We start from the raw sequence: 19,468 nt of genomic DNA on the forward strand, positions 1-19,468 counted from the left end.
CGTGGATTAGCGAAGCCGTCGAAATGGTGCGCGTCGTTCGGAAATTCCAAGATCCGCTCCGACAGACCGACCGGCAATTGCTCCTTGCGCCAGCGTGGATCGTGGCGCTGTAGCCCTTGCACGATCTTGACGAGGTCCGGCTCCGTGTCGAATTGCTTCAGCTGCATCAACCGCTCGGCTTCGTCGTAATAGGGCACGAATTCCTCATAGGGAAACGGCCAAGCTGGACATTGGTGAGCGTCGTCCGCTTCGAATTCATGGGCGGATTGGCGAAGCAGTGCCGCCCCATACCATTTCGTTTTGCCGCCTAGGTTCGCATACTCGCTCGGGAAAAATTGCCTGCCGCCGCGATCGAGCCAGATTTCGGAATGCTTGAAGCAGCCTTGCAGGACGACCTTCGATACATCGAGCGTAGTGTCGTCCATTGGCAGCACCGGGCCGCGCTCGATCAGCAGGGTCCGAATCCCCGCCTGCGCCAAGCCATAGGCGGCGGCCGAGCCACCAGCTCCGGATCCAATGATGATCACGTCGTAATCCATGCTGCTCTCCCATGGTTCGGATCGAAGGCTTCGATCGGGTTGCGGTCGCGGCGGCAAGGGTCAGGACGGTTGGGCGGCTTCCTGGTCCAGCCACACGACATGCCCATCGGGATCGCGGACCATCGCCGCGCGGCGGCCGTCATCGAGCTCGACGATGTCCGGAGAGACGAAGGCAACATGGGCAGTGTGGAGGCGGACGACGGTCGCGCTCAAATCATCGACCGCGAGACGCAATTCCAACTGCACCAGATCGTTCGATCGCGCATCCCGGGCGGCCGGTCGGCCGGTTGGCGGCGTGAAATAATCGAGGAATTCGATGCCTGGCCCATTCGGACTCGTCGGCCGCAGCCCCGTAATCCCGACGACGGCATTGAACGTGCCGTCGAGGCGTTCCTGGGCGGATCCCCGATTGACCGTCTGATACGCCACGGTCATGCCCAGGAGATCGCGATAGAAGGCCGTGCTCCGGTCGGTGTCGGATATCCCGATCGCGGAATGGTCGATGCCGAGAAATACCCGCTTGTCGTCTGATTGATGCCAAACCGCCCGCCCCTGGCCTTTCGGAAAGGACAAGAGCTCCAAGGGATGGCCGTCGGGGTCCCGAAATTTGAACGCTCTGACGGATCCGTTTTGCGGGGGAAGCAGAATCGGCCCTCCCTCAGAGATCGGCGCGAACGGGACCTGGCGAAGGGCGGCATAGGCCTTGTCCATGTCCGACACGATCACGGCGAAGTGCTGGAACCAGAGATCGGGGCTCTGGCTGCCGGCGGGGTAGGGTTTGCCTGGTCGGGTATATTGGACGAAAACGACCTCGTCCGACCCGAGCCGCATCGTAACGAATTTCGCCCGCGCGGCCCGGATACCGAACAGATGAGCAAAGCCGTTGCCGGAAAATGCGCCGTGGTCGACCGAGGTGAAGCCGAGGCCGAGATGAAAGAATTGCTCGGTACGGGCGACGTCCGAGACCGGGACGATGATCTGCTCCAGCCGGACAACCGCGGCATCGGCGCCCTGACCAGAACAAGCCAATGCGAAGAGCGCAATCGTCCATCGCAAAGTCGGAAAACAGCGGCGGAGCATAAGATTCCCTATCTTGCCGTCGGAACTAGCGCTGGATCGGATGAGGAATGTTCATGGGAACGGGCAAGCCGTCCGACCGGACGATAAATCGGCCAATATTCTGCGGTGTATTAAGGCTTAGAGCCTTGCCGAAATCAGCGCCCCTGCCCACTACCGTTCTGGCATCATTTCGATAGCGCATTGTTATACGACGGGCGTTTCGCCTTGCGCAGGAATGCTCCGAAACTTGACGGTTACTGTACGGGCTTCAGTTCTCCGGCCCGTCGGAAATGTCCTTGGACAACGACGCCGGCGTTCGGATGACTCCCGGCGTGGGCGATATCGGCGGGTATTCCCCTGGCGTCTTCTTGCTCATTCGCAAATCCGGAAATCCAGGCGGTACGATTGAGATGGGGTCTCCAATCGCGCAGGCGGGCGAATTTAACGAAGGCCTGCAGGGCCGGCGAATACGACCTGCCGGAGACGACAAGCAATTCGACCTGCTGGCGCAGGCAGTCGCCTTCGAGTGGGATAGCCGATAGAGATTGCAGATGCGGTACGTGATCGGGCGAAAGGATTACGCCGAGCCCGGCCGCAGCCATATGTTGAAGGTGGCTTTCCTGGTGACCTCGATGTCCGATCTTCGGCTCAAGATCGCGCGCCGTGTCGATGCGCCTCAATCGGCCGGCCACCTCGCAGCCTACGCGCTCAAGCCAAATGACATCGGCGAGCGCCTCGATCGGGATCGATTTGTGGGCGGCCAATGGATGGGACGGTGATGCGATGACGACGTAACGCTCCTCGAACAATCGCCAATGATCAATCCGTTCGGGAAGGTCCTCCGGGTCATCAACGAGGGCAGCGCTTACCTGCCCATCAAGCAGTAGCTCCACAAGCTCGTCCGTCGGGGCCTCGATCATTTCGACCTGCAGTCCCGGAATCATCCGAGCGATTTCCATGAGGGGTTCGACGATCAAGGTCGCGGAGATCGAGGGCGCCAACCCGATTTGCAGTGGCGCAATTTTGCGACGCTTGTAATCACTCACCTGTTGGCAAACCGCCTCGATCGATGAAAAGACATTTTCCAGCATCGGCAAGACGATCTTGCCGAGATCCGTCAATTGGGTGAGTTGGCGTTCTCGATAGATCAGCGCGCCCCCCAACTCATGTTCGAGCTTCTGCACGGCTTTGGTCAGAGCGGGTTGACTGACATTGCATTGCTCGGCCGCACGCGTAAAATTGAGAGTACGAGAGACGGCTAGGAAATAGCGCACCTGATGAAATTCCATGCCATTTCCTCTTCACTTTATTCCGAGTTTTAGTCGGTACCAATCGTCGACTGGCGCCTCGGTGTTCCCTGACTTAGGACCGATCCCGGAAAAGCCGATTTCGAAGAAGGTGCGTCCACTCTCCGATGGAAGGGCGAAAAGCCCTGCCGTGTCTTTGGTGCTGATATGAAATTCGCTTAATTTGTCTGAAGTGCCGCGGGCGTCGGCTGCGGGCGGTGCCTGTGGGTCGCCTTCTGCGACCGTCGGAAGCGTCACGCCGTCGGTTGTTACAACCCATCAGCGGCGCAATTGTAAATCCCGATCGATCCGCTTCAACGGTGCTTCTTTGGTGATTTTCGAGCGTAGGTGCCGAAGGTCTTTAGCCATAATTTGCGATCATCAAATCAATGCGACTTTGTTATTGGGCGCGTGGCGTCAATTATTTCATCATCTCATTTCGCGCGACGAAATTGGGGCGAGTATTTTCTAGCCCGGATAGCCGGAAATGCGGCCGTCAAATTGGTCGGGGAGCTGATCAGCGGCGTTCAGCTTGACGAGATGGCGAGGCGGATCGTCGGTTGGCCGGGCTGTCCATAGGATTTGTCTATGCGCCTGTCAAAGCCTGCTGGTCGCGCTTCCAGCCACAACGGACGGTAAGACCTTTACAAAATCATCAAGCTTGATTGCATGCGGGAGCGTGAATTCCATGACTGATTCCAAGGGAAATTTCGCATTGTCGGCGATCGCCTGGATCGCGACGGCGTGGATCGTCTATGTGTTCATCTGGTATCTCCAATATAAATTCCTTGGCCATCCCGGCAGCGTCGAGCTGTTCACCACGATTACGGATTGGCTGGGGCTTCACGGCCATGAGAAGGCGATGCGGATTGGGACAGGGTCGTGCGAGCTTCTCTGTTCGCTCATTCTGCTGCTCCCGGGCCTGCAGGGTCTCGGCGGTCTCGGTGCCGTCACTCTGATGACCGGCGCCATCGTTTTCCATCTGGCCTCGCCGCTCGGGATCGATCCCTATAACGATGGCGGGGTTCTGTTCAAGCAGGCCTGCAGCGTCTGGATTTGCGGCGCGATCATCGTCGTCCTTCGCCGCGATCAGCTGTTTGGTTTGGCCCTGCGCTTTGGGTTGCTCAAACCCCGATCCTCGTAAGTCAACGGGCACGGGATCCGGGCGACGTCTCGGTTCTGATTGGTCGCGTCGCGGCGATCGACAAAGAACAACGGGCGGTGTTCTTGGGCGATCGGCAGGTAGGCTACGACACGCTGTTCGTCGCGACAGGCGCGCGGCACGCCTATTTCGGGGACGTGGAAAAGGATCGCGTCGGCCGCGTTCTGGTCGGGCCGGCCCCTGAGGCCGAAGGACTATCCCGAAATTTCGTGCTCGGCGATACGGCATGCGCGCTCGATGGTCAGGGAAAGGCGCTGCCGGGTTTGGAGCCGGCGGCGAAACAGCAGGATGTCCACGTGGCGTCATCGATCCGCGCCCGTCTGGCCGCGCGCGCGATGCCGCGGTTCCACTATCGCAATCTGGGCAATCTCGCGACCATCGGCCGCTTCGCCTGGCTATTGTGGGGGCTCGTCCATGCCCGGTTTCTGATCGGCTTTCGCAGTCTCATCGCGGTGCTGACGGAATGGCTTTGGCCTGCCTCATCTCGGGGCGCGGCACGCGCCTTATCATCGGACCGATGTCGGAAACGGGCGAACCCGACGCCGGCTCCGGAGCGAGGGTCTATTCGGTTCCGCAGGGCGGCATGGGAGCAAATTTCGATGCGGGCTCGATGTCGTATTCGATCTCGAGCTCGGTCGCGCCGGTCTTACGGGCGGCTCGTTGTTCGAAAATCCAATCCTCTCCTGCTTGGCGGGCCGCGGAAAAACAGGAGTAGGGGCGCGGGGTTTCGAGACGAACACCGCACACTACCTTGATAAGTCGGAACATATTTGTGAACTACAAACCATTACTTGAGTGATGAATATCAGGGCCATGCCTTCGGCTGCTCTTCCGAGCAATCGGGAGCCGTGTTCCCATAAAACTGAGGGGTAGCTTCAGCATCAGTCTGGTCTTGGCCGTCCCACCTTTCGACCGGCGAAGCGGGGACCGACGTCTTACGGCTAGATGAGGAAGGGGAGTGTATTTGCTCGAGTACACCCAAGTATCGGTCGTAGCGGCGACCTGGATCGAAACGAACAGCCTAAACCCTGGTCAAGCCCAGCTTACTCCCCCAATCCGACAAGCAGGAAATACCAGTTGTTTATTGTATCGATGCCCTGCGCATTGGCGACGACAAGGCAAAATACGACCCAGAGTCGTGCTTCTAAAACGGCGGGTATCAATACGATAAGCAACCGGTATTTCCTGCTTCGCCGCTCGGCGCGCAAATTCCACTGAGTTTCGAAGGCGAGCCGTCACGTGGCCAAACGTCCTTATGTCGGCCGGTCTTCGCGCTCGGCCGCCCCGTCAGCAAGGCCGCCGAAGCTTTTGACCTGGAGGCGGCCCATCAAGTCACTCGCTTAAAATGTAACGAATTTTCCGGGTTCCCGCGGCGAGGCTCCGGCAGTTCCGGCGCCAGCTTTTCCATCCGGCACACGACCGGGGTATGAGGCTCATCATCGACGACGAATTCAAAATTGGTCTGGTTCGTCATCTTCCGCACCTGCGGGCCTTTGCCCACATGATCGCGCGGAACCCGACGATGGCGGAAGATCTGGTTCAGGATACGGCCTTGCGAGCGCTGGCGAGCCGACATCAATTCAGGCCTGGAACGAATCTCAAGAGCTGGCTTTTCATCATCCTCAGGAATCGCTTTCTCACGCTCATGAAAAGCCGCAAAGGGAGGACGGAAGTCGGGGTTGATCATCTCGATGCGATGAGGTCGGTCGATGGTGGGCAGGAAGTAGCGATAGAGATCCGGGAGTTCCTGGCCGCGTTCCGGCGGCTACCGCCCAGCTATCGGGAAGCTCTGATCCTGGTCGGTGCCGGCGGCAGCTCCTACGAAGAGGCCGCGGAAATCGCCGGCTGTCCAATCGGCACGATGAAAAGCCGCGTATCGCGCGCCCGATCGGAATTGGAGCGGCAACTCTATGGCGTCGAGCTGTCGGTGTCGTCCCTGAAGAAGACTGCCTGAGCTGGTTGTGACATCGCCATGGGCCGGAGGAGCGCGCGTTGAAACCCGAGTTGATGCGGATCGCGCTTGAGGACCATCGTGGGGTAGACGGCGGGGAGATCGTGCGCCTGAAGCGGCGGCCAAGCGTCGGCGGCAAACAGCCGGTGGTAGAAGCCTCGCTGGCGACCTCGCTGCAGATCTTCTTTTCCCTGTTCGATCGCTCGAACTGACCCATGCCGTCTGAGGAGCGACGTATCTACGCTGCCGTGTCCTTGCCTGATGTTGGCACGCGGAACGGATGGTCGAGGAATTCGCTGAGCGGCCGTGGCTTGGCGTCGGCCACGACATAGAAGAGGCCGCCGGCAAGCCCAAAGTTCTTCAGGAAATCCCACAGGTGCGACAGCGCCGGTCCGCCGTCGCCAGCCACGAAGAAGCCGCCGGGATAGGCCCAGAAATTGTGATAGAGCACGGCCGTGACGATGCAGAAGCCCGCGAGCACGAAGGCGGCCCCGCGATCGAAGATCCGCAACAGAATGCAGATCGGCGTGATGATTTCGATCGCCGCGCCGAACGCCAGCAGGATCGGCCCGCCCGGCAAAAACGACGAATTTGCCTGCTCCAACGCCGCATTCCAATGCACGATCTTGTCGAGAGCGCTGAAAGGAAACAGCGCGACCAGGAACAGGCGCGCGATGAATGGCGCGTAGGGATCCATAAAACGCATCGGGCTTCCTCCGGTTCCAGACCGATACCTTAGCGTACGACGGTGGTCTGAAGTTTCACGGTCGGCCAGTTCTTGTCCCCATCGACCAGTTCGGTCGGCAGGTCTTTGCGCCAGAGGACGCGCGCCTGCAGGGTGTAGTTGAGATAGAGCTTGCCATTGACGATCGTGAAGGCCGCCGGGTCGATGTCGGCCTTTTGGCCGTGGGCGACGGCATAGGCGCAGAAGCCGCCGAAGTCCGGCTCATATTTCGCCGGATGGGCGACGAATGCGCGGCGATGGGCTTCCGTCGCGAAGCGCCAGCTGGCACCGTCGAACTGGGCTGTAATTTCCGGCACACCCAGCACGGGCTTGCCGTCAGTGAAATAGGCGACCGGGTCATAGCCCTTGATCGCGATGCCCTCGACCGTGTTGACCACACCCTCATGCGACGCTTTCGGCACTTCTGACTTCGGCAGCTCGATCCGGTCGGAGGCGAGCGCCGTGCCGGAGACGAACATCAGGCCGAGAGCGGCGGCAATAACCCCCGGGCCAAGCCGGCTTCGGCTGGCTTTGGGAGCGGAGAACGAGAGTGTCTGGTCGGGCATCGGAGGGATCCTTGAAGGAAGCATGGGGCGCAGCTTCGCCCGGGGCCGTCCGGCCTGGAAATACCCGCTAATTATTGTATCGATACCTGAGGGTATGATGTCGGGGGAATCGGCTAGGCGGTCGCGCGCAGCCGCGGCGCTGCGTAGCCGGCAGCCGAGCGGGAAAAGCGGTAGGAACTGCGTTGCCCGACCTTGGGGCCGCGTTCGATGACGCCCCCATCGGTCAACACACGCAGAGCGCGGCTGACAGCCTGGGATTTCAATCCGAGATTCGAAGAAATCTCACCGGTGTTGATGACCGCGAAGTCGCTGAAATCCAAGTGGTCGGTGAGATACCAAAGGACTTGATAGGCCTCTCGACCAAATGCCGGGGCGCGGGCAATCATCATGCCGTTCAAATGATCCATGTCACTCTCGCCCTCTCGATGGATTGAGGAAACGAACGTGCCTGTCCGAAACGGCGCGCGGATTTCTCCGCGCGCCGTCTGGCGAGTGCCTAGAACTTGACCGAGGCCTTCATGTAGATGAACCGGCCAGTGAAGTCGTAACCGGCTGAAGCCGCCGCGTTGTTGCCCTGACCCGTGGGGACCAGGAACGGCGGATCCTTGTCGAACAGGTTGTCGACACCGACCGTCAGGTTGACGTTCTTGTACTGATAGGTGCCGCTGATGTCGTGATAGAAGACGCCAGCAGCCTCATTGCCCTCGAAGTCGCCGGTACCCGTGCCGCTGACGCTGTTCTTGACGCCGCCGTAGTAGCGGGTCGTCCAGTTGACCGACCAGGTATCTCGCTTGAACGTCGTACCGAGCAGAGCCTTGAAGCGCGGCTCCGCACCGTCCCCGTTCGGCTGCAGGCTGTAGGCACCGGCCTGCTGCACCGTCACGCCGCCGGCGCTGACGTTATCGCTCAGCAGGTAGTTGACCTGGCCGTTGAAGTCGAGATGGCCCCAGGCCGGCAGGCCGAGCTTGGCCGTGTCGATGCCATAGGTCAGATCGATATCGATGCCATCGGTGTTTTCCTGCCCGACGTTGGCGTTGATCGCCTTCACCGGGCCGAGCGCGCCAGACGAGGTGCGCGGACCGACCAGCTGGCAGGCGACCTGCTGGGAGACGAGGTAGGGCACGCCGCCGAAGCAGGAGGCCAGCAGCTGGTTCGGATCGAAGCTGCCGATCTCGCTGCGGATCAGAACGGTGTAGTAGTCGGCCGAAACCGACAGGCCCGGGATCCAGTGCGGCGTCGCCACACCACCGAAGGTCCATTCCTGCGAGGTTTCCGGATGCAGCTGCGGATTGCCACCGGTCGAGGCTGTGATTTGATTGACCTGGGTCAGACCGGCCGTCGTAACGCCGGCCGGCAGGGAGGCCAAGCAGGCGGCGGCGCCCTGGAAGGCACCCCCGGTCGCGCAGGGATCGCTGCCGCCGACTTCCGTCTGCGACGCGCCGCTGAAGAGTTCGCGGAGCTGCGGCGCGCGGAAGCCGGTCGAACGGCTGCCACGCAGACGCCAGTCGTCGTTGATGGCGTAGTCGAGGCCGAACTTGTAGGTGATCGATTTGCCGAAGATCGTATTGTAGTCGTACCGTGCGGTAGTGTCGGCCGTCAGCATCTTGACGAACGGCAGGTTCGACAGCAGCGGTGCGTTCAACTCGACATAGCCCGACGAGGTGGCGTAGCTGCCCGAGGTCGGGGTCGCGAAGGTCGCGCCATCGCCCTGGGCGGTGATCGCGTCCGGGTGATCGAACAGGGTTTCCGGCCGATATTCGAAGCCGACGACGGCACCCAGGGGACCGGCCGGCAGATTGTAGACCGTGCCGCCGATATGGCCATAGGCGGTCTGCTCGGTGTATTCGCTCGTGTCGGTATTGGTGAACGCGAAATACTTGGCCTGGGCCGGGGTCAGCGTGTTGTAGCCGAAGAAATTGGCGATCGAGCAGCCCGGCGACGTGCCGCAGGGGTTGATGCCAAGTTCTTGGGACAGCTTGAAGAAGTTGGCTTCGTTGGCGACGTTATAGGTCGCCGACGACTTGCCGTACATATAGCCGATCTCCCAATCGTATTTCCCGAGCACGGTGCCCTGCAGAGCGGCGCGGATACGATAGGTGTTGACGTCGTCGCTATAGAGACGCGGGCCGTTCTCGAACCGACGGGTCAGGATCGGCACATCGGTGTTGACGTTGGCCGCCCCGTAGAGCGCCGCTGCATTCGGCGCGTTCGTCGGGTTGAACGGGTTTGCCACGGTCTGGCCGGCGGCGTTGACGTAGTTCGCCGCAGCGAACAGGCCATTCGGGAACTGCGGCGTGGTGACGTTGGAGCCGAGCGGTTCCGGGTTCAACTGCTCGGACGACTGCCGGTCGGTGTAGAAGCCTTCGATCACGGCCGTGACGTTGGGCGCCAGGTCGTAATGCGTGGTGAAGTTGATCTGCTGCCGGTCGAGGCCGGCGGTCAGGCCGGCGTTCGGCAAGGTATTGAAGCGCACCCCCTTCCCGTCGATGAACAGGTCGCCCGGGCTGAGGCCGCCGCCGGAGCACACGCCCGGTCCGACCTGGACCGTGCAGAGCGATCCTGCTGCCGACGACAGCACGGGATTGTTGATGCCGTTGTTGCCGAAGTAATAGTTGGTACCGCCGATGCTGCCGATGGCGCCGGTGACGCGGCTCGAAACGTTCGCCTCGTGTCTGATATCGGCGTCCACATGCAGGTCGGTCGCCCACTTGCGGTCGGAGCCCAGCAGCGGATCCGTGTGGTCGGTGCCGACGTTGAGCAAGATGTTGCCGCGGTCGAAGTCGGCGCCAACGGTCGAATAGACCGAGTGGCGCAGGCCATCGCCATAGCTGGTCTCACCGACCGAGCCGCCGATTTCAACCCCGTTGAAATGTTGCTTGGTGATGATGTTGATGACGCCGCCGATCGCGTCCGCGCCGTAGATCGACGAAGCGCCGTCACGCAGCACTTCGATGTGATCGACCATCGACACCGGGATGTTGTCGAGATCGACTGCATCGGTCGTGCCCTGCGTGTCGGTGAACGGGAAGCGCTGGCCGTTCAGCAGCACGAGCGTGCGCTGCGGACCCAGGTTGCGCAGGCCCACTTCCGAAGCACCGACACCGCCGTTGGCGCTGTTGGCCGTGAGGCCGCCGGTGAAGTCGACCGACGGCAGCTTCAGCAGGATCTGCTCGACCGTGGTCGCTGCTTCCCTGGCGATGTCCTCGCTCGAAACGACCGTGATCGGATTGGCGCTCTTCGCATCCGAGTTCTTCAGGCGCGACCCCGTTACTTCGATGGTTTCAGTCTGCGGCGCGGTCTGCGCGAACGACGTTGATGCGGGTATGAGCGCAGCGGCCAAGGCAGCAAACGCCACGGAGCCTCGAAGTCGGTGATCCAGCTTCGCGGCTGGTTTTGCCCAATGAGATGAAGCCATTTAAACCCCCAGATGTGTCCCCCGATGGAGCCTGCGCCTGAAGTGTCGGCAGGTTTCCCCATCGCTGGCTGGACCATGCTTCTGGTTTTTGCAGTCGGTCGCGGACGGTTTGCCGATATTCCGGACGAAATGACGATCGAATTTCAGTATCTGCTTCATTGTTTCGATATGATGCAAAGCAGCAACAGCACTGTGGCCGTCGATGCGGACCAAGAATTGTGCATAATTCTCTGTAGATTTAGGATCTTTGCGGATTGTTTCGACAAATCCGCGAGTTATCAAATTAATTACTTTTGAGCGGATTACGGTTTGCGAAATTTTCCGTAGGCTGAAAGCCAGTCTCGTCTCGGAGTCGAGGTTGAGCCACGCCACGGACCGGAACAAATCCCGGAGAACACAGAGTTGTAAGCGGCCGGCGATCTTGCTTGGGATTGAACTTTGACGGCGTCGATTTTCGGGCACAGACGCTGGTTTTATTAGAGAAACGCCCCCTCTACGGATTGGCGATTGGTGAACCGGTTCTTTCATGAAAAAAGCCGCCAACACTTCGAGTTTTGCCAAACAGCAGCGGTCGGTTGATAGGATTTCGATCACGCTCTTGCCGGGGCTGAGCGCCGAACTCTACGCCGCCGGACGGGACCGGTTCGAGGTGCTGCCCTCGCTTGACCATCTGCTTTTGGTGCAGGTCGGAATTCCAGCGCAGGTCGCTTGTCGCATCGGCAGCCAATATCGCAACAGCATCCAGAGTCACGGCGATATCGCGCTCGTTCCCGTGGGGATGAGCAGCACGTGGGAGGTCGACCCCGCTTCGATTGCAATCCGATTCAGGTTCACGATTGCACGCCTCCGCTCGATTGCTACGGACATGGGATATGACGACGGGGGCATCGACCTTGCGCCTCAAATGCAGGAGCGAGACCCGCAGATCGAGCATATTGCCGCAGCGATCAACGATGCGATGACCGCGGAAGAGCCTATAGGGCGCGTCTACGCCGAAAGCTTGGGAATGGCGCTTCTGACACGCATCGTCATCCGCTTCGGCGAAGTGTCAGTGCCTGAGGTCACGCAGGGGCTGACCAAATGGCAGCTTCATAGAGTTTTCGACTATATCGATTCGAATCTCGAAAGCGATTTGCCGCTGGTCGAGTTGGCGGGCGTCGTGGGGTTAGGCGTATCGCATTTCAGAAACCAGTTCCGTCTTTCAACGGCGACGACTGTCCACCGCTATGTCATGCAACGCCGCGTGGAGCGGGCATCTGCACTCCTGTTGCAAGGGCGCTCGATCAGCGAGGCGGCATTGGAGGCCGGCTTCACGGATCCAAGCCACATGGCGCGCCTGATGCGCCAAAAGTTGGGAATATTGCCACGCGAGGTCGTCCGAAGAGGAAACCAAGGTCCGCCAATTCTAATCTAGCTTTCTCGCTCGTGGACATCCCGAGTCGAGACCAACTTCCGCCATAGGTTCTTTCTCGTCTATCCAGATCGACAATGACGCATCTGCGATATCAGTCGCTCGCACTCGATCGTTTCCGCCGAAACACTCTATTTTGGTTCAACACGCTGATTGGGTTTTCAGCCTATTGGCTCATAATTTTGCCCGCTGATCCGTCCGCGCGATGCGTGACAGCAGGTAGTCCACCTCGGTCTTGGCCTTGGCGCTGAGCACCGGGCCAGGCTTGCGTTGGGTGTCCGACGCAATGGCGCCGCGCTTCTGCAAAACATATTTGCGCACGGCCAGGCCCACGCCCTGTTGCTGCTCGTAGCGGATCAGCGGCAGATGGGCGTCGAACAGGTCATGGGCCGTGTCGCGCTTGCCGTCCAATTGCAGGCGGACGACATCGACCAGCATGTCCGGGAAGGCATAGCCGGTCATGGCACCGTCGGCACCGCGTTCCATCTCGAAATCAAGGAACAGCCCGCCGTTGCCGCACAGGATCGAGATCGGCTTCATCGAGCCGTCCTTCTGGAAGCCTCGCAAGGTCGAGATCTTTTCCAGGCCCGGCCAATCCTCATGCTTCAGCATGACGCAGGAAGCATGGTCCTGCACGATCTGGCGGATGACCTTGGGCGTCATGACCACGGTGAGCGTCAGCGGATAATCCTGGATCACGAACGGAATGTCGGTACCGATCGCCTCGACCGCCTGGGCGTAATAGGTCGTGATCTGGTCGTCGGTCCGCAGCGACGGCGGCGGCGCGATCATGACGCCGGCGGCGCCCAGATCCATGGCACTGCGCGCGAGCGAGCGCATGGCGGCAAAGCCCGGCGCCGACACGCCGACGATGACCGGCACCTTGGTGCGGTTCACCACCTGTTTGGTGATGCCCAGCGCCTCTTCCATGTCGAGCTTCGGTGCCTCGCCCATGATGCCGAGGATGGTCAGGCCCGTGGCGCCGCAGCCGACATAGAAATCGGTCATACGGTCGACCGACGCGGTATCGACGCGGCCGTCCGGATGGAACGGCGTCACGGCAATGGGGTAGACGCCCTGGGCGGTCGCGTCGAGGCGCATGGGAATTCTCCTGGCTCAGTTCGTTTGTTCGGGCCGCTTCGGCGGCGTGATGCGGGCGAGATAGTCGGTCTTGCTGAATTGCATATGCTCGACGCAAAGCTGGGCGAGGGCCCAGCTGTCACGACCGCGCAGCAACTCGATCATCATATCGTGCTGCTGGCGGGAAATCTTGAGTCCGGCCGGGTCCGCCAGGTTCTTAGCGCGCATCGGCAGGGTCAGCCCCATGTAATCCTGCAGCGCGCGGACCAGATAGGGATTCCGGCAGGCCCCGAACAAGGCGATGTGAAACGCGTCGTTGGTCTCATGGATGCCGCGCAGATCCCCGTCGTCGGCGTGGCGGCAATAGCGCGCCTGGATCGCGCTCAACCGCTCGATCAGTTCAGGCGACGCCGGCAGCGAAATCATCAATGCCGCCTGGCGGGTCAACAGTTCGCGCACCTCGTAGATCTGCCGCACTTCCTCGGCCGAGTATGAGCTGACGGTAGCGCCGATATTCTTCTCGCGCCGGACGACGCCGGTCCGCTCAAGATGGACCAAAGCCTGACGAATGAAATGTCGCGTTGCGCCATATCGCGCCATCAGCGCGTCCTCGACCAGCCTCGACCCGGGCGCCAAGCGGCCGAAGATAATGTCTTCCTCGAGCCGCTTCAGGATCTCGTCCTGCTCGTCCCGGCGAGCTTGCGCCGCCCCGGCTTCGGGAGCGAGGCGGCCGTTCATTGCTGCATCCATCCCGATAGGCGATAGCAATGCTCGACCAAACGCAAGGTTTCGAGATTGTCGATGGGCGAGGTCTCGAACGGCGTCCCGGCCGCGAGCGCATCTACGAAATGGGCGATGGTCGCGTCATAGGAGTTTTGATAGGTCTCGGTCAGGTCATAGTGCTGCTGGGCCGGTGCCGAGCCGTGCAGGCTCAATGTCGAGCCATCCAGCTGGATGGCACCCGCATCACCCAGGATATCGAGCCGGTCGGTCTGGGCGGGCGGCGCGCCATGGGCGGCGAAGCTGGCGAAGACGGCGATCCCGGCGCCCGCCTGGCTGCGCAGCTGAATGACGGCGCCATCCTCACCCAGCACGTCGGGACTGGTCCGGCTGAGTGCCGCCGCCGTCACCTGCAGCGGGCCTAGCAGCATGCGCAGCGTGTCCAGATGGTGGATCAGCACTTCCGCAACAAGCAAGCGCCGTTCGGTCCGCATGAAGGGTTGCCGCTCCAGCGCTGGGCGTCGACCGTTCTCGTCGAGCAGCGTTCCAGAGGTGACCAGCCGCAGTTCGGCGGCCTTGACCGTGCCGATCCTGCCCTGGCGGAGCCAGGAGGCGGCGTCGCGGTAGTAGGCGCGGAAGCGCCAATTCTCATGCACCATCAGTCGGGTGCGGTCGGCCATGTCGGCGACCAGGGCCTCGGCTTCGGTCAGGGTCGGCGCCAGCGGCTTCTGACACAGCACCGCCAGGCCATGGTTGGCGGCGAGCCGCACCAGTTCGGCATGGACGGCGCGGGGTGCCGCGATATCGACCGCGTCGAGGTCACCGGTGGCGAACATCTCGGCCGCGCCCGCATGGACGGTTTCGATATCGAACTCGGCCGCCCGGCGGGCGGCGTTCTCGGCCGACGGATCGGCGATCGCCACGATCCGCGCCCGGTCGGCCAGCCCACGCCAGGCGCGCAAGTGATGCTGTGTCACCCAGCCGGCGCCGACAAGCCCGACGCGGAGCGGGGCGCTCATGGCGCGAAGCTCGGGATGGCGCGGCCGGTCTCGGCGTCGAACAGATAGGCGGCGCGGGCGGCGAAGCAGAGATCGACCATTTCGCCCGGCGCGACCCGAATGTCGCGCGGCAGGCGGGCGGTGCAATCGATGCCGCCCTCGGTCTCGATCGCAAGCAGGGTCTCGGCACCCAACGGCTCGACCGCGAAGGCCCGGCCGCGCAGGCGTCCATGGACGGGATCGCCGCACAAGGCAGCATCCAGATGCAGGTCTTCGGCGCGGACGCCCAGGATGACCGGCCGACCGGCCATAGGCGCCAGTGCTGCCGGGGCCCAGCGGACGAGAGGCGTCCGGATGGTCGGGCTGTCGATGTGATAGGCACCGTCGTCCGACATCAATGGTTGGGTGAACAGGTTCATCGGCGGCGAGCCCAGGAAACGGGCGACGAAGGTATCGGCCGGTTGCCAATAGACCTCCAGCGGGGCGCCGATCTGAGCGACGCGGCCGTTGTTCATGACGCAGACGCGCGTGCCCATGGTCATGGCCTCGACCTGATCGTGGGTCACGTAGATCATGGTGGAACCCAGCCGGCGGTGCTGCTTGATCAGTTCGTTGCGCGTATTGACCCGCAGCGAGGCGTCCAGGTTCGACAAAGGCTCGTCGAACAGGAACACCATCGGTTCGCGGACCATCGCCCGGCCGAGCGCCACGCGCTGGCGCTGGCCGCCCGACAGGGCCGCGGGCTTGCGCTCCAGCAATGCCTCCAGGCCCAGGATCCGGGCGGCATCCGCGACCCGACGATCGATCTCGGCCCGGTCGATCCGGCGCCGGCGCAGGCCGAAGGCCAGGTTCTCGGCGACGCTCATGTGCGGATAGAGCGCGTAGGACTGGAACACCATGGCGATGTCCCGGTCCTTGGCCGGGACGTCGTTCACGACCCTTCCGTCGATCGAGAGATTGCCGGAACTGATGGTCTCCAGCCCGGCGATCATGCGCAGCGTCGTCGATTTGCCGCAGCCGGACGGGCCCAGCAGCACCATGAACTCGCCGTCGGCCACGGTCAGGTCGACCTGATCCACCACCGTGAGCGTGCCATAGCGTTTGCTGAGCCGATCGAGCCGTACCACTGCCATCCGCGTTTCCTGCTATTTGATCGCGCCGGCCGTCATGCCGCGGATGAGTTTTTCCGAGAAGAAGACATAGACGAGGATCACCGGCACGACCGAGATCATCACGCCGGTCGCGATCATGCCGATGTCCTGGAAATGGTCGCCCATGAAGGCGCGGATGCCGATCGGCAGGGTGCGCTTCTCCGGGTCGGTGATCAGCACGACCGCGAACAGGAACTCGTTCCACAGCTGGATGAAGTTCAGGATCAGCGTGGTCGCGATCGCCGGCATGCCGATCGGCAGCACGATGCGGACGAAAATCTCGATATCGCCGTAGCCGTCCATCTTGGCGGCGTCGAACAGATCCTGGGGAATGCGGGCGAAGAAGCCTTCCAGCAGGTAGATCGTCAGTGGCAGCTGCAGCGAGATATAGACGAGCATCAGACCGAACAGGCTGTTGTACAGGTCGTAATCGACCAGGATCTGATACAGCGAGATCAGCGTGATCTGCGGTGGAAAGATGATCGAGGAAAACAGGATGCCGTAGATCACCCGGTTGCCGGGGAAGCGATAACGCGCCAGCGCGTGGGCGGCGGCGGCACCGACCAGGGTCACGACCGCGACGGCACCGACGGTGACCCAGGTCGAATTCCAGAAATATGTGGCGAAGTCCGAATCGACCCAGGCGATGCGGAACTGCTCCCAATGGAACGGGTGCGGCCAGGCGTAATGGTCGAAGCTGATCTCGGTCGTGGTCCGGACCGACATGCTCGCGAGCCACAGGAAGGGCGCCACCGTGTAGATCGTATAGATGCCGATGACGAGGGCGAGCGCGCCCCGGCCGAATCCCCGCGGCATGGCGATGGCGGCCAATTCAATACTCCAGCCGCTCGGTCGAGCGCAGCAGGCGGTTGAGGATAACGACCGCGGCGCAGACGACGCAGAACCAGACCGTCGCGATCGCGGAGGGATAGCCCAGGTCGAAGCTGTTCCAGTTGAACGCGCGCTTGTAGACATAGGTCGAGACGGTCTCGGTCGCCCACAGCGGCCCGCCGCCAGTCATGATCCAGACCAGGTCGAAGATCTTCATCTTGCCGATGAAGGCCAGGATATAGAGGTTGAGCAGCGTCGGCCGCAGCATCGGCACGATGATCCAGCGCAGCTTGGCGCCCCAGCCGCAATTGTCGAGCTCGGCCGCTTCGAGCACTTCGCCGGGCAGGGAATGGATGGCGGCCAGGCACACCACCATGTTGAACCCGGCCCATTTCCAGGCATGGGTCACGATCAGCGCGCCCAGCGCCAGATTGGGCGAGCCCAGCCAGGAGGACGCAAGCCAGCCCAGGCCGACGGCGCGCAGGCCCAGGTTCACGACGCCCCAGTCGTAATTATAGATCCACATCCATAGGATCGCGACGACGACATAGGACAGTAGCACCGGCGTGAACCAGGCGACGCGCAGGAAACGCGCGAACGGTACGCCCGCGTAAAGCGCCACCGCGAGTAGCAGGCCGGTCGCGACGTCGAGGATCGGCGCCACGAACGACCAGATGAAGGTGTTGCGGACCGCAATCCAGAAGGTCTCGTCGCCGGTCAGGTCGCGATAGTTGGACCATCCGACGAAGCTGACGTCGGAACCGTCGATGGTGAAGAAGCTGTCATAGATCGTGCGGAACGCCGGATAGGCCGTCATCGCGCCATAAACGATCAAGGCCGGCGCCACGAAGATCATCAGCACGACCCAGGTCGTCCGGCGCGGGTCCGCCAGCGAACGGGTGGGCGGCGCGCTGTCCGCGCGCGCCGCCGCCGTTTCATTCACGCCCGTGGTCATGCCGGCCCGTCAGCTCTTCATGCAGGCGGCGTCCATCTTGTCCGCCGCCTCCGGTACGCTCAGCAGCCCGGCTGGAAAGGCATTGTTCATGACCTGGGCATAGGTCTCGGCACATTTGCCGCGGTAGTACAGCAGGGGCGTGCCGAAGAAGAATTTCGAGCCCTTGTCCCGCTCGTTGAGTTCAGCGAAATAGGCGGCGTGGGTGCTCTTGATCTTGCTCGAGTCGGATTTGACGCCGGTCTGCAGCGAGACCTGTTCCATCCATTTCGTGCCGTTCTCGACCGTCGCCATCGATTTCAGTAGCGCGCCGGCGCATTCCTTGTTCTTGCTCTTGGAATAGATGACGAAGCTGCCGCCGATCGCGAGCGTCTTGCACTCGGGGCATTTGCCGCCGTCCATCGCCGGGAACTGCATGATGCCGAGCGGGAAATTCGCCGGCATGCCGCCACTTTCGGGGGCGGCGAAGGCGCGGCCGGTGAACCAGCTCGGGTCCGGGAACGTCAGCGCGCCCGGCGTGCTGTAGAAATAGAAATGGGATTCGCCGAGCTTCAGCGTCGAAAAGCTTTTCGGGTAGGCACCGGCCTCGATCAGGCCTTTGTCCCAGTTCATGACCTCGACCACGCGCGGGTCCTTGAACGACAGCTGGCCGTTCAGCAGCTTGGCATAATCGTCCGATCCCAGCTTGCGCAACAGGGCCTCGAACAGCAGCAGGCCGCCAGGGAAGGGACGGTCGCCCACGCCCTCGGCGATCGGCGTGATGCCGGCGGCGACGCCCTTCTTGACCATGTCGGCGAAACCGGCCTGGGTCATCTGGAATGAGGCCGGCACCTCGGCACCGACCTTCTTCACCAGGTCTTTGTTGTAATAAAGCTCGACCGTATAGGCCTCGACCGGCAGGCCGTAGAGCTTGCCCTTCATGGTCCAGGCCGGCTTCGCCCAATCCTCGACGCCCGCCATGTCGATGTAGCTGTCGAGCGGCTCGAGAAACCCGCCGGTCATGAATTCAGGCTCATCCGGTTCCATGTAGAAGACGTCGGGCGCCTGGCCGGTCCTGACCGCCGATTTGGCCTGGGTGTAGATGTCGGCCTTGGGGATGAAATTGAGCTTGACCGTGCATTGGTTCTGCGCGGCCTCGAAATCATGGACACGGGCCGCTACCCAGTCCTTCTTCGCCGGCTCGTCGGGCCAATTGCTCCACATCGTGATCTGCGTAGCGGCATGCGCCGGTCCGGCGATGCCCGCCACCGCCGCGATCAACACGGCCAATCGGCCGAAACCTTGCAGGCCCATGATCTGCTCCCCGATTTATTATTATCGAGGATCAGTACATGCGAACAGAGGATTGTCAATAATCTATCTAAAAACGACTGAAATATCGCGGCAACAGCCAACAGAGCGCGGGCATAATTGACAATGCGCCGACTCGGCTTATGATGGGTAACACCCGAAACCGAAATGCCCGAACGAGAAGGAACGAGAATGGCGAAGGGGCTGCGCAAGGGATTGACGAGCTACGGCGATGCGGGCTTTTCGCTGTTCCTGCGCAAGGCGTTCATCAAGGCCATGGGCTATTCGGACGACGCGCTGGAGCGGCCGATCGTCGGCATCACCAACACCTAC

General features: G+C 61.7%; 20 protein-coding genes. 6 read left to right on the top strand and 14 right to left on the bottom strand.

Features of this window, described 5'->3' with window-relative positions; translation table 11 throughout:
- Both VGV37_RS29020 and VGV37_RS29025 read right to left on the bottom strand, forming a co-directional pair.
- Positions 1–539: FAD-dependent oxidoreductase (locus VGV37_RS29020; protein WP_326883346.1), on the bottom strand; the 539-nt coding region annotated here is incomplete at its 3' end.
- A 60-nt stretch (positions 540–599) separates the two neighbouring features.
- Entirely contained in the window at positions 600–1,526 is a 927-nt protein-coding gene (locus tag VGV37_RS29025; RefSeq protein ID WP_326883371.1) for a VOC family protein, read from the bottom strand.
- Here VGV37_RS29025 and VGV37_RS29030 point away from each other — a divergent pair.
- Positions 1,410–1,706 carry a hypothetical protein gene (locus VGV37_RS29030; protein WP_326883372.1) on the top strand — a complete coding sequence of 99 codons (297 nt, stop codon included), beginning with the start codon at positions 1,410–1,412 and terminating at the stop codon, positions 1,704–1,706. The genes VGV37_RS29025 and VGV37_RS29030 overlap by 117 nt on opposite strands.
- A 146-nt stretch (positions 1,707–1,852) precedes the next feature.
- On the opposite strand, the gene VGV37_RS29035 is transcribed toward VGV37_RS29030, so the two are convergent.
- Positions 1,853–2,887, bottom strand: a complete 1,035-nt coding sequence (locus tag VGV37_RS29035) for a LysR family transcriptional regulator (protein WP_326883349.1) — start codon at positions 2,885–2,887, stop codon at positions 1,853–1,855.
- A 712-nt stretch (positions 2,888–3,599) separates the two neighbouring features.
- Here VGV37_RS29035 and VGV37_RS29040 point away from each other — a divergent pair.
- From VGV37_RS29040 to VGV37_RS29055, 4 genes are all read left to right on the top strand, one after another.
- Positions 3,600–4,028 (top strand): hypothetical protein, encoded by a 429-nt coding sequence (locus VGV37_RS29040; protein ID WP_326883351.1) that lies wholly within the window; start codon positions 3,600–3,602, stop codon positions 4,026–4,028.
- 83 nt (positions 4,029–4,111) lie between these two features.
- A complete protein-coding gene (locus tag VGV37_RS29045) occupies positions 4,112–4,801 on the top strand; it encodes a hypothetical protein (RefSeq protein ID WP_326883353.1) in 690 nt (229 codons plus the stop codon).
- Positions 4,802–5,472: 671 nt separating this feature from the next.
- Positions 5,473–6,000: a sigma-70 family RNA polymerase sigma factor gene (locus VGV37_RS29050; RefSeq protein ID WP_326883354.1), complete on the top strand. Its 528-nt coding sequence runs from the start codon at positions 5,473–5,475 to the stop codon at positions 5,998–6,000.
- Positions 6,001–6,038: 38 nt separating this feature from the next.
- Positions 6,039–6,209 carry a hypothetical protein gene (locus VGV37_RS29055; RefSeq protein ID WP_326883356.1) on the top strand — a complete coding sequence of 57 codons (171 nt, stop codon included), beginning with the start codon at positions 6,039–6,041 and terminating at the stop codon, positions 6,207–6,209.
- A gap of 26 nt (positions 6,210–6,235) precedes the next feature.
- Here VGV37_RS29055 and VGV37_RS29060 read toward each other — a convergent pair whose 3' ends face one another.
- From VGV37_RS29060 to VGV37_RS29075, 4 genes are all read right to left on the bottom strand, one after another.
- Complete coding sequence (locus VGV37_RS29060; protein WP_326883358.1) at positions 6,236–6,703, bottom strand: DoxX family protein; 468 nt, start codon at positions 6,701–6,703, stop codon at positions 6,236–6,238.
- Positions 6,704–6,732: 29 nt separating this feature from the next.
- Positions 6,733–7,287 carry a YHS domain-containing (seleno)protein gene (locus VGV37_RS29065; protein ID WP_326883360.1) on the bottom strand — a complete coding sequence of 185 codons (555 nt, stop codon included), beginning with the start codon at positions 7,285–7,287 and terminating at the stop codon, positions 6,733–6,735.
- Positions 7,288–7,400: 113 nt separating this feature from the next.
- Positions 7,401–7,694, bottom strand: a complete 294-nt coding sequence (locus VGV37_RS29070) for a helix-turn-helix domain-containing protein (RefSeq protein ID WP_326883361.1) — start codon at positions 7,692–7,694, stop codon at positions 7,401–7,403.
- A gap of 89 nt (positions 7,695–7,783) precedes the next feature.
- On the bottom strand, positions 7,784–10,642 hold the full coding sequence (locus tag VGV37_RS29075; protein ID WP_326883362.1) for a TonB-dependent receptor domain-containing protein: 2,859 nt from the start codon (positions 10,640–10,642) through the stop codon (positions 7,784–7,786).
- Positions 10,643–11,228: 586 nt separating this feature from the next.
- Between VGV37_RS29075 and VGV37_RS29080 the strand changes: the two genes are divergently transcribed.
- Entirely contained in the window at positions 11,229–12,116 is an 888-nt protein-coding gene (locus VGV37_RS29080; RefSeq protein WP_326883363.1) for an AraC family transcriptional regulator, read from the top strand.
- A 171-nt stretch (positions 12,117–12,287) separates the two neighbouring features.
- Here the strand turns inward: VGV37_RS29080 and VGV37_RS29085 are convergent, their stop codons facing one another.
- The 7 genes from VGV37_RS29085 to VGV37_RS29115 are packed head-to-tail and all read right to left on the bottom strand — an operon-like array spanning position 12,288 to position 19,138.
- Entirely contained in the window at positions 12,288–13,214 is a 927-nt protein-coding gene (locus VGV37_RS29085) for a dihydrodipicolinate synthase family protein (RefSeq protein ID WP_326883364.1), read from the bottom strand.
- Between the two features lie 15 nt (positions 13,215–13,229).
- Positions 13,230–13,931, bottom strand: a complete 702-nt coding sequence (locus tag VGV37_RS29090) for a GntR family transcriptional regulator (protein WP_326883365.1) — start codon at positions 13,929–13,931, stop codon at positions 13,230–13,232.
- Positions 13,928–14,932: a Gfo/Idh/MocA family oxidoreductase gene (locus VGV37_RS29095; RefSeq protein ID WP_326883366.1), complete on the bottom strand. Its 1,005-nt coding sequence runs from the start codon at positions 14,930–14,932 to the stop codon at positions 13,928–13,930. The genes VGV37_RS29090 and VGV37_RS29095 overlap by 4 nt, the downstream gene beginning before the upstream one ends.
- The gene (locus VGV37_RS29100; RefSeq protein ID WP_326883367.1) at positions 14,929–16,044 is read right to left on the bottom strand and encodes a sn-glycerol-3-phosphate ABC transporter ATP-binding protein UgpC; all 1,116 of its coding nucleotides are present in this window, start codon (positions 16,042–16,044) and stop codon (positions 14,929–14,931) included. The genes VGV37_RS29095 and VGV37_RS29100 overlap by 4 nt, the downstream gene beginning before the upstream one ends.
- A 12-nt stretch (positions 16,045–16,056) precedes the next feature.
- Positions 16,057–16,893 carry a carbohydrate ABC transporter permease gene (locus tag VGV37_RS29105; RefSeq protein WP_326883368.1) on the bottom strand — a complete coding sequence of 279 codons (837 nt, stop codon included), beginning with the start codon at positions 16,891–16,893 and terminating at the stop codon, positions 16,057–16,059.
- A gap of 1 nt (position 16,894) precedes the next feature.
- On the bottom strand, positions 16,895–17,848 hold the full coding sequence (locus VGV37_RS29110) for a sugar ABC transporter permease (RefSeq protein WP_326883369.1): 954 nt from the start codon (positions 17,846–17,848) through the stop codon (positions 16,895–16,897).
- Positions 17,849–17,857: 9 nt separating this feature from the next.
- Positions 17,858–19,138 (bottom strand): ABC transporter substrate-binding protein, encoded by a 1,281-nt coding sequence (locus VGV37_RS29115; RefSeq protein WP_326883370.1) that lies wholly within the window; start codon positions 19,136–19,138, stop codon positions 17,858–17,860.
- Positions 19,139–19,468 lie beyond the last annotated feature (330 nt).

Origin of the sequence: Aliidongia sp., from assembly GCF_035943795.1 — a bacterium.
GTDB lineage: Bacteria > Pseudomonadota > Alphaproteobacteria > ATCC43930 > CGMCC-115725 > Aliidongia.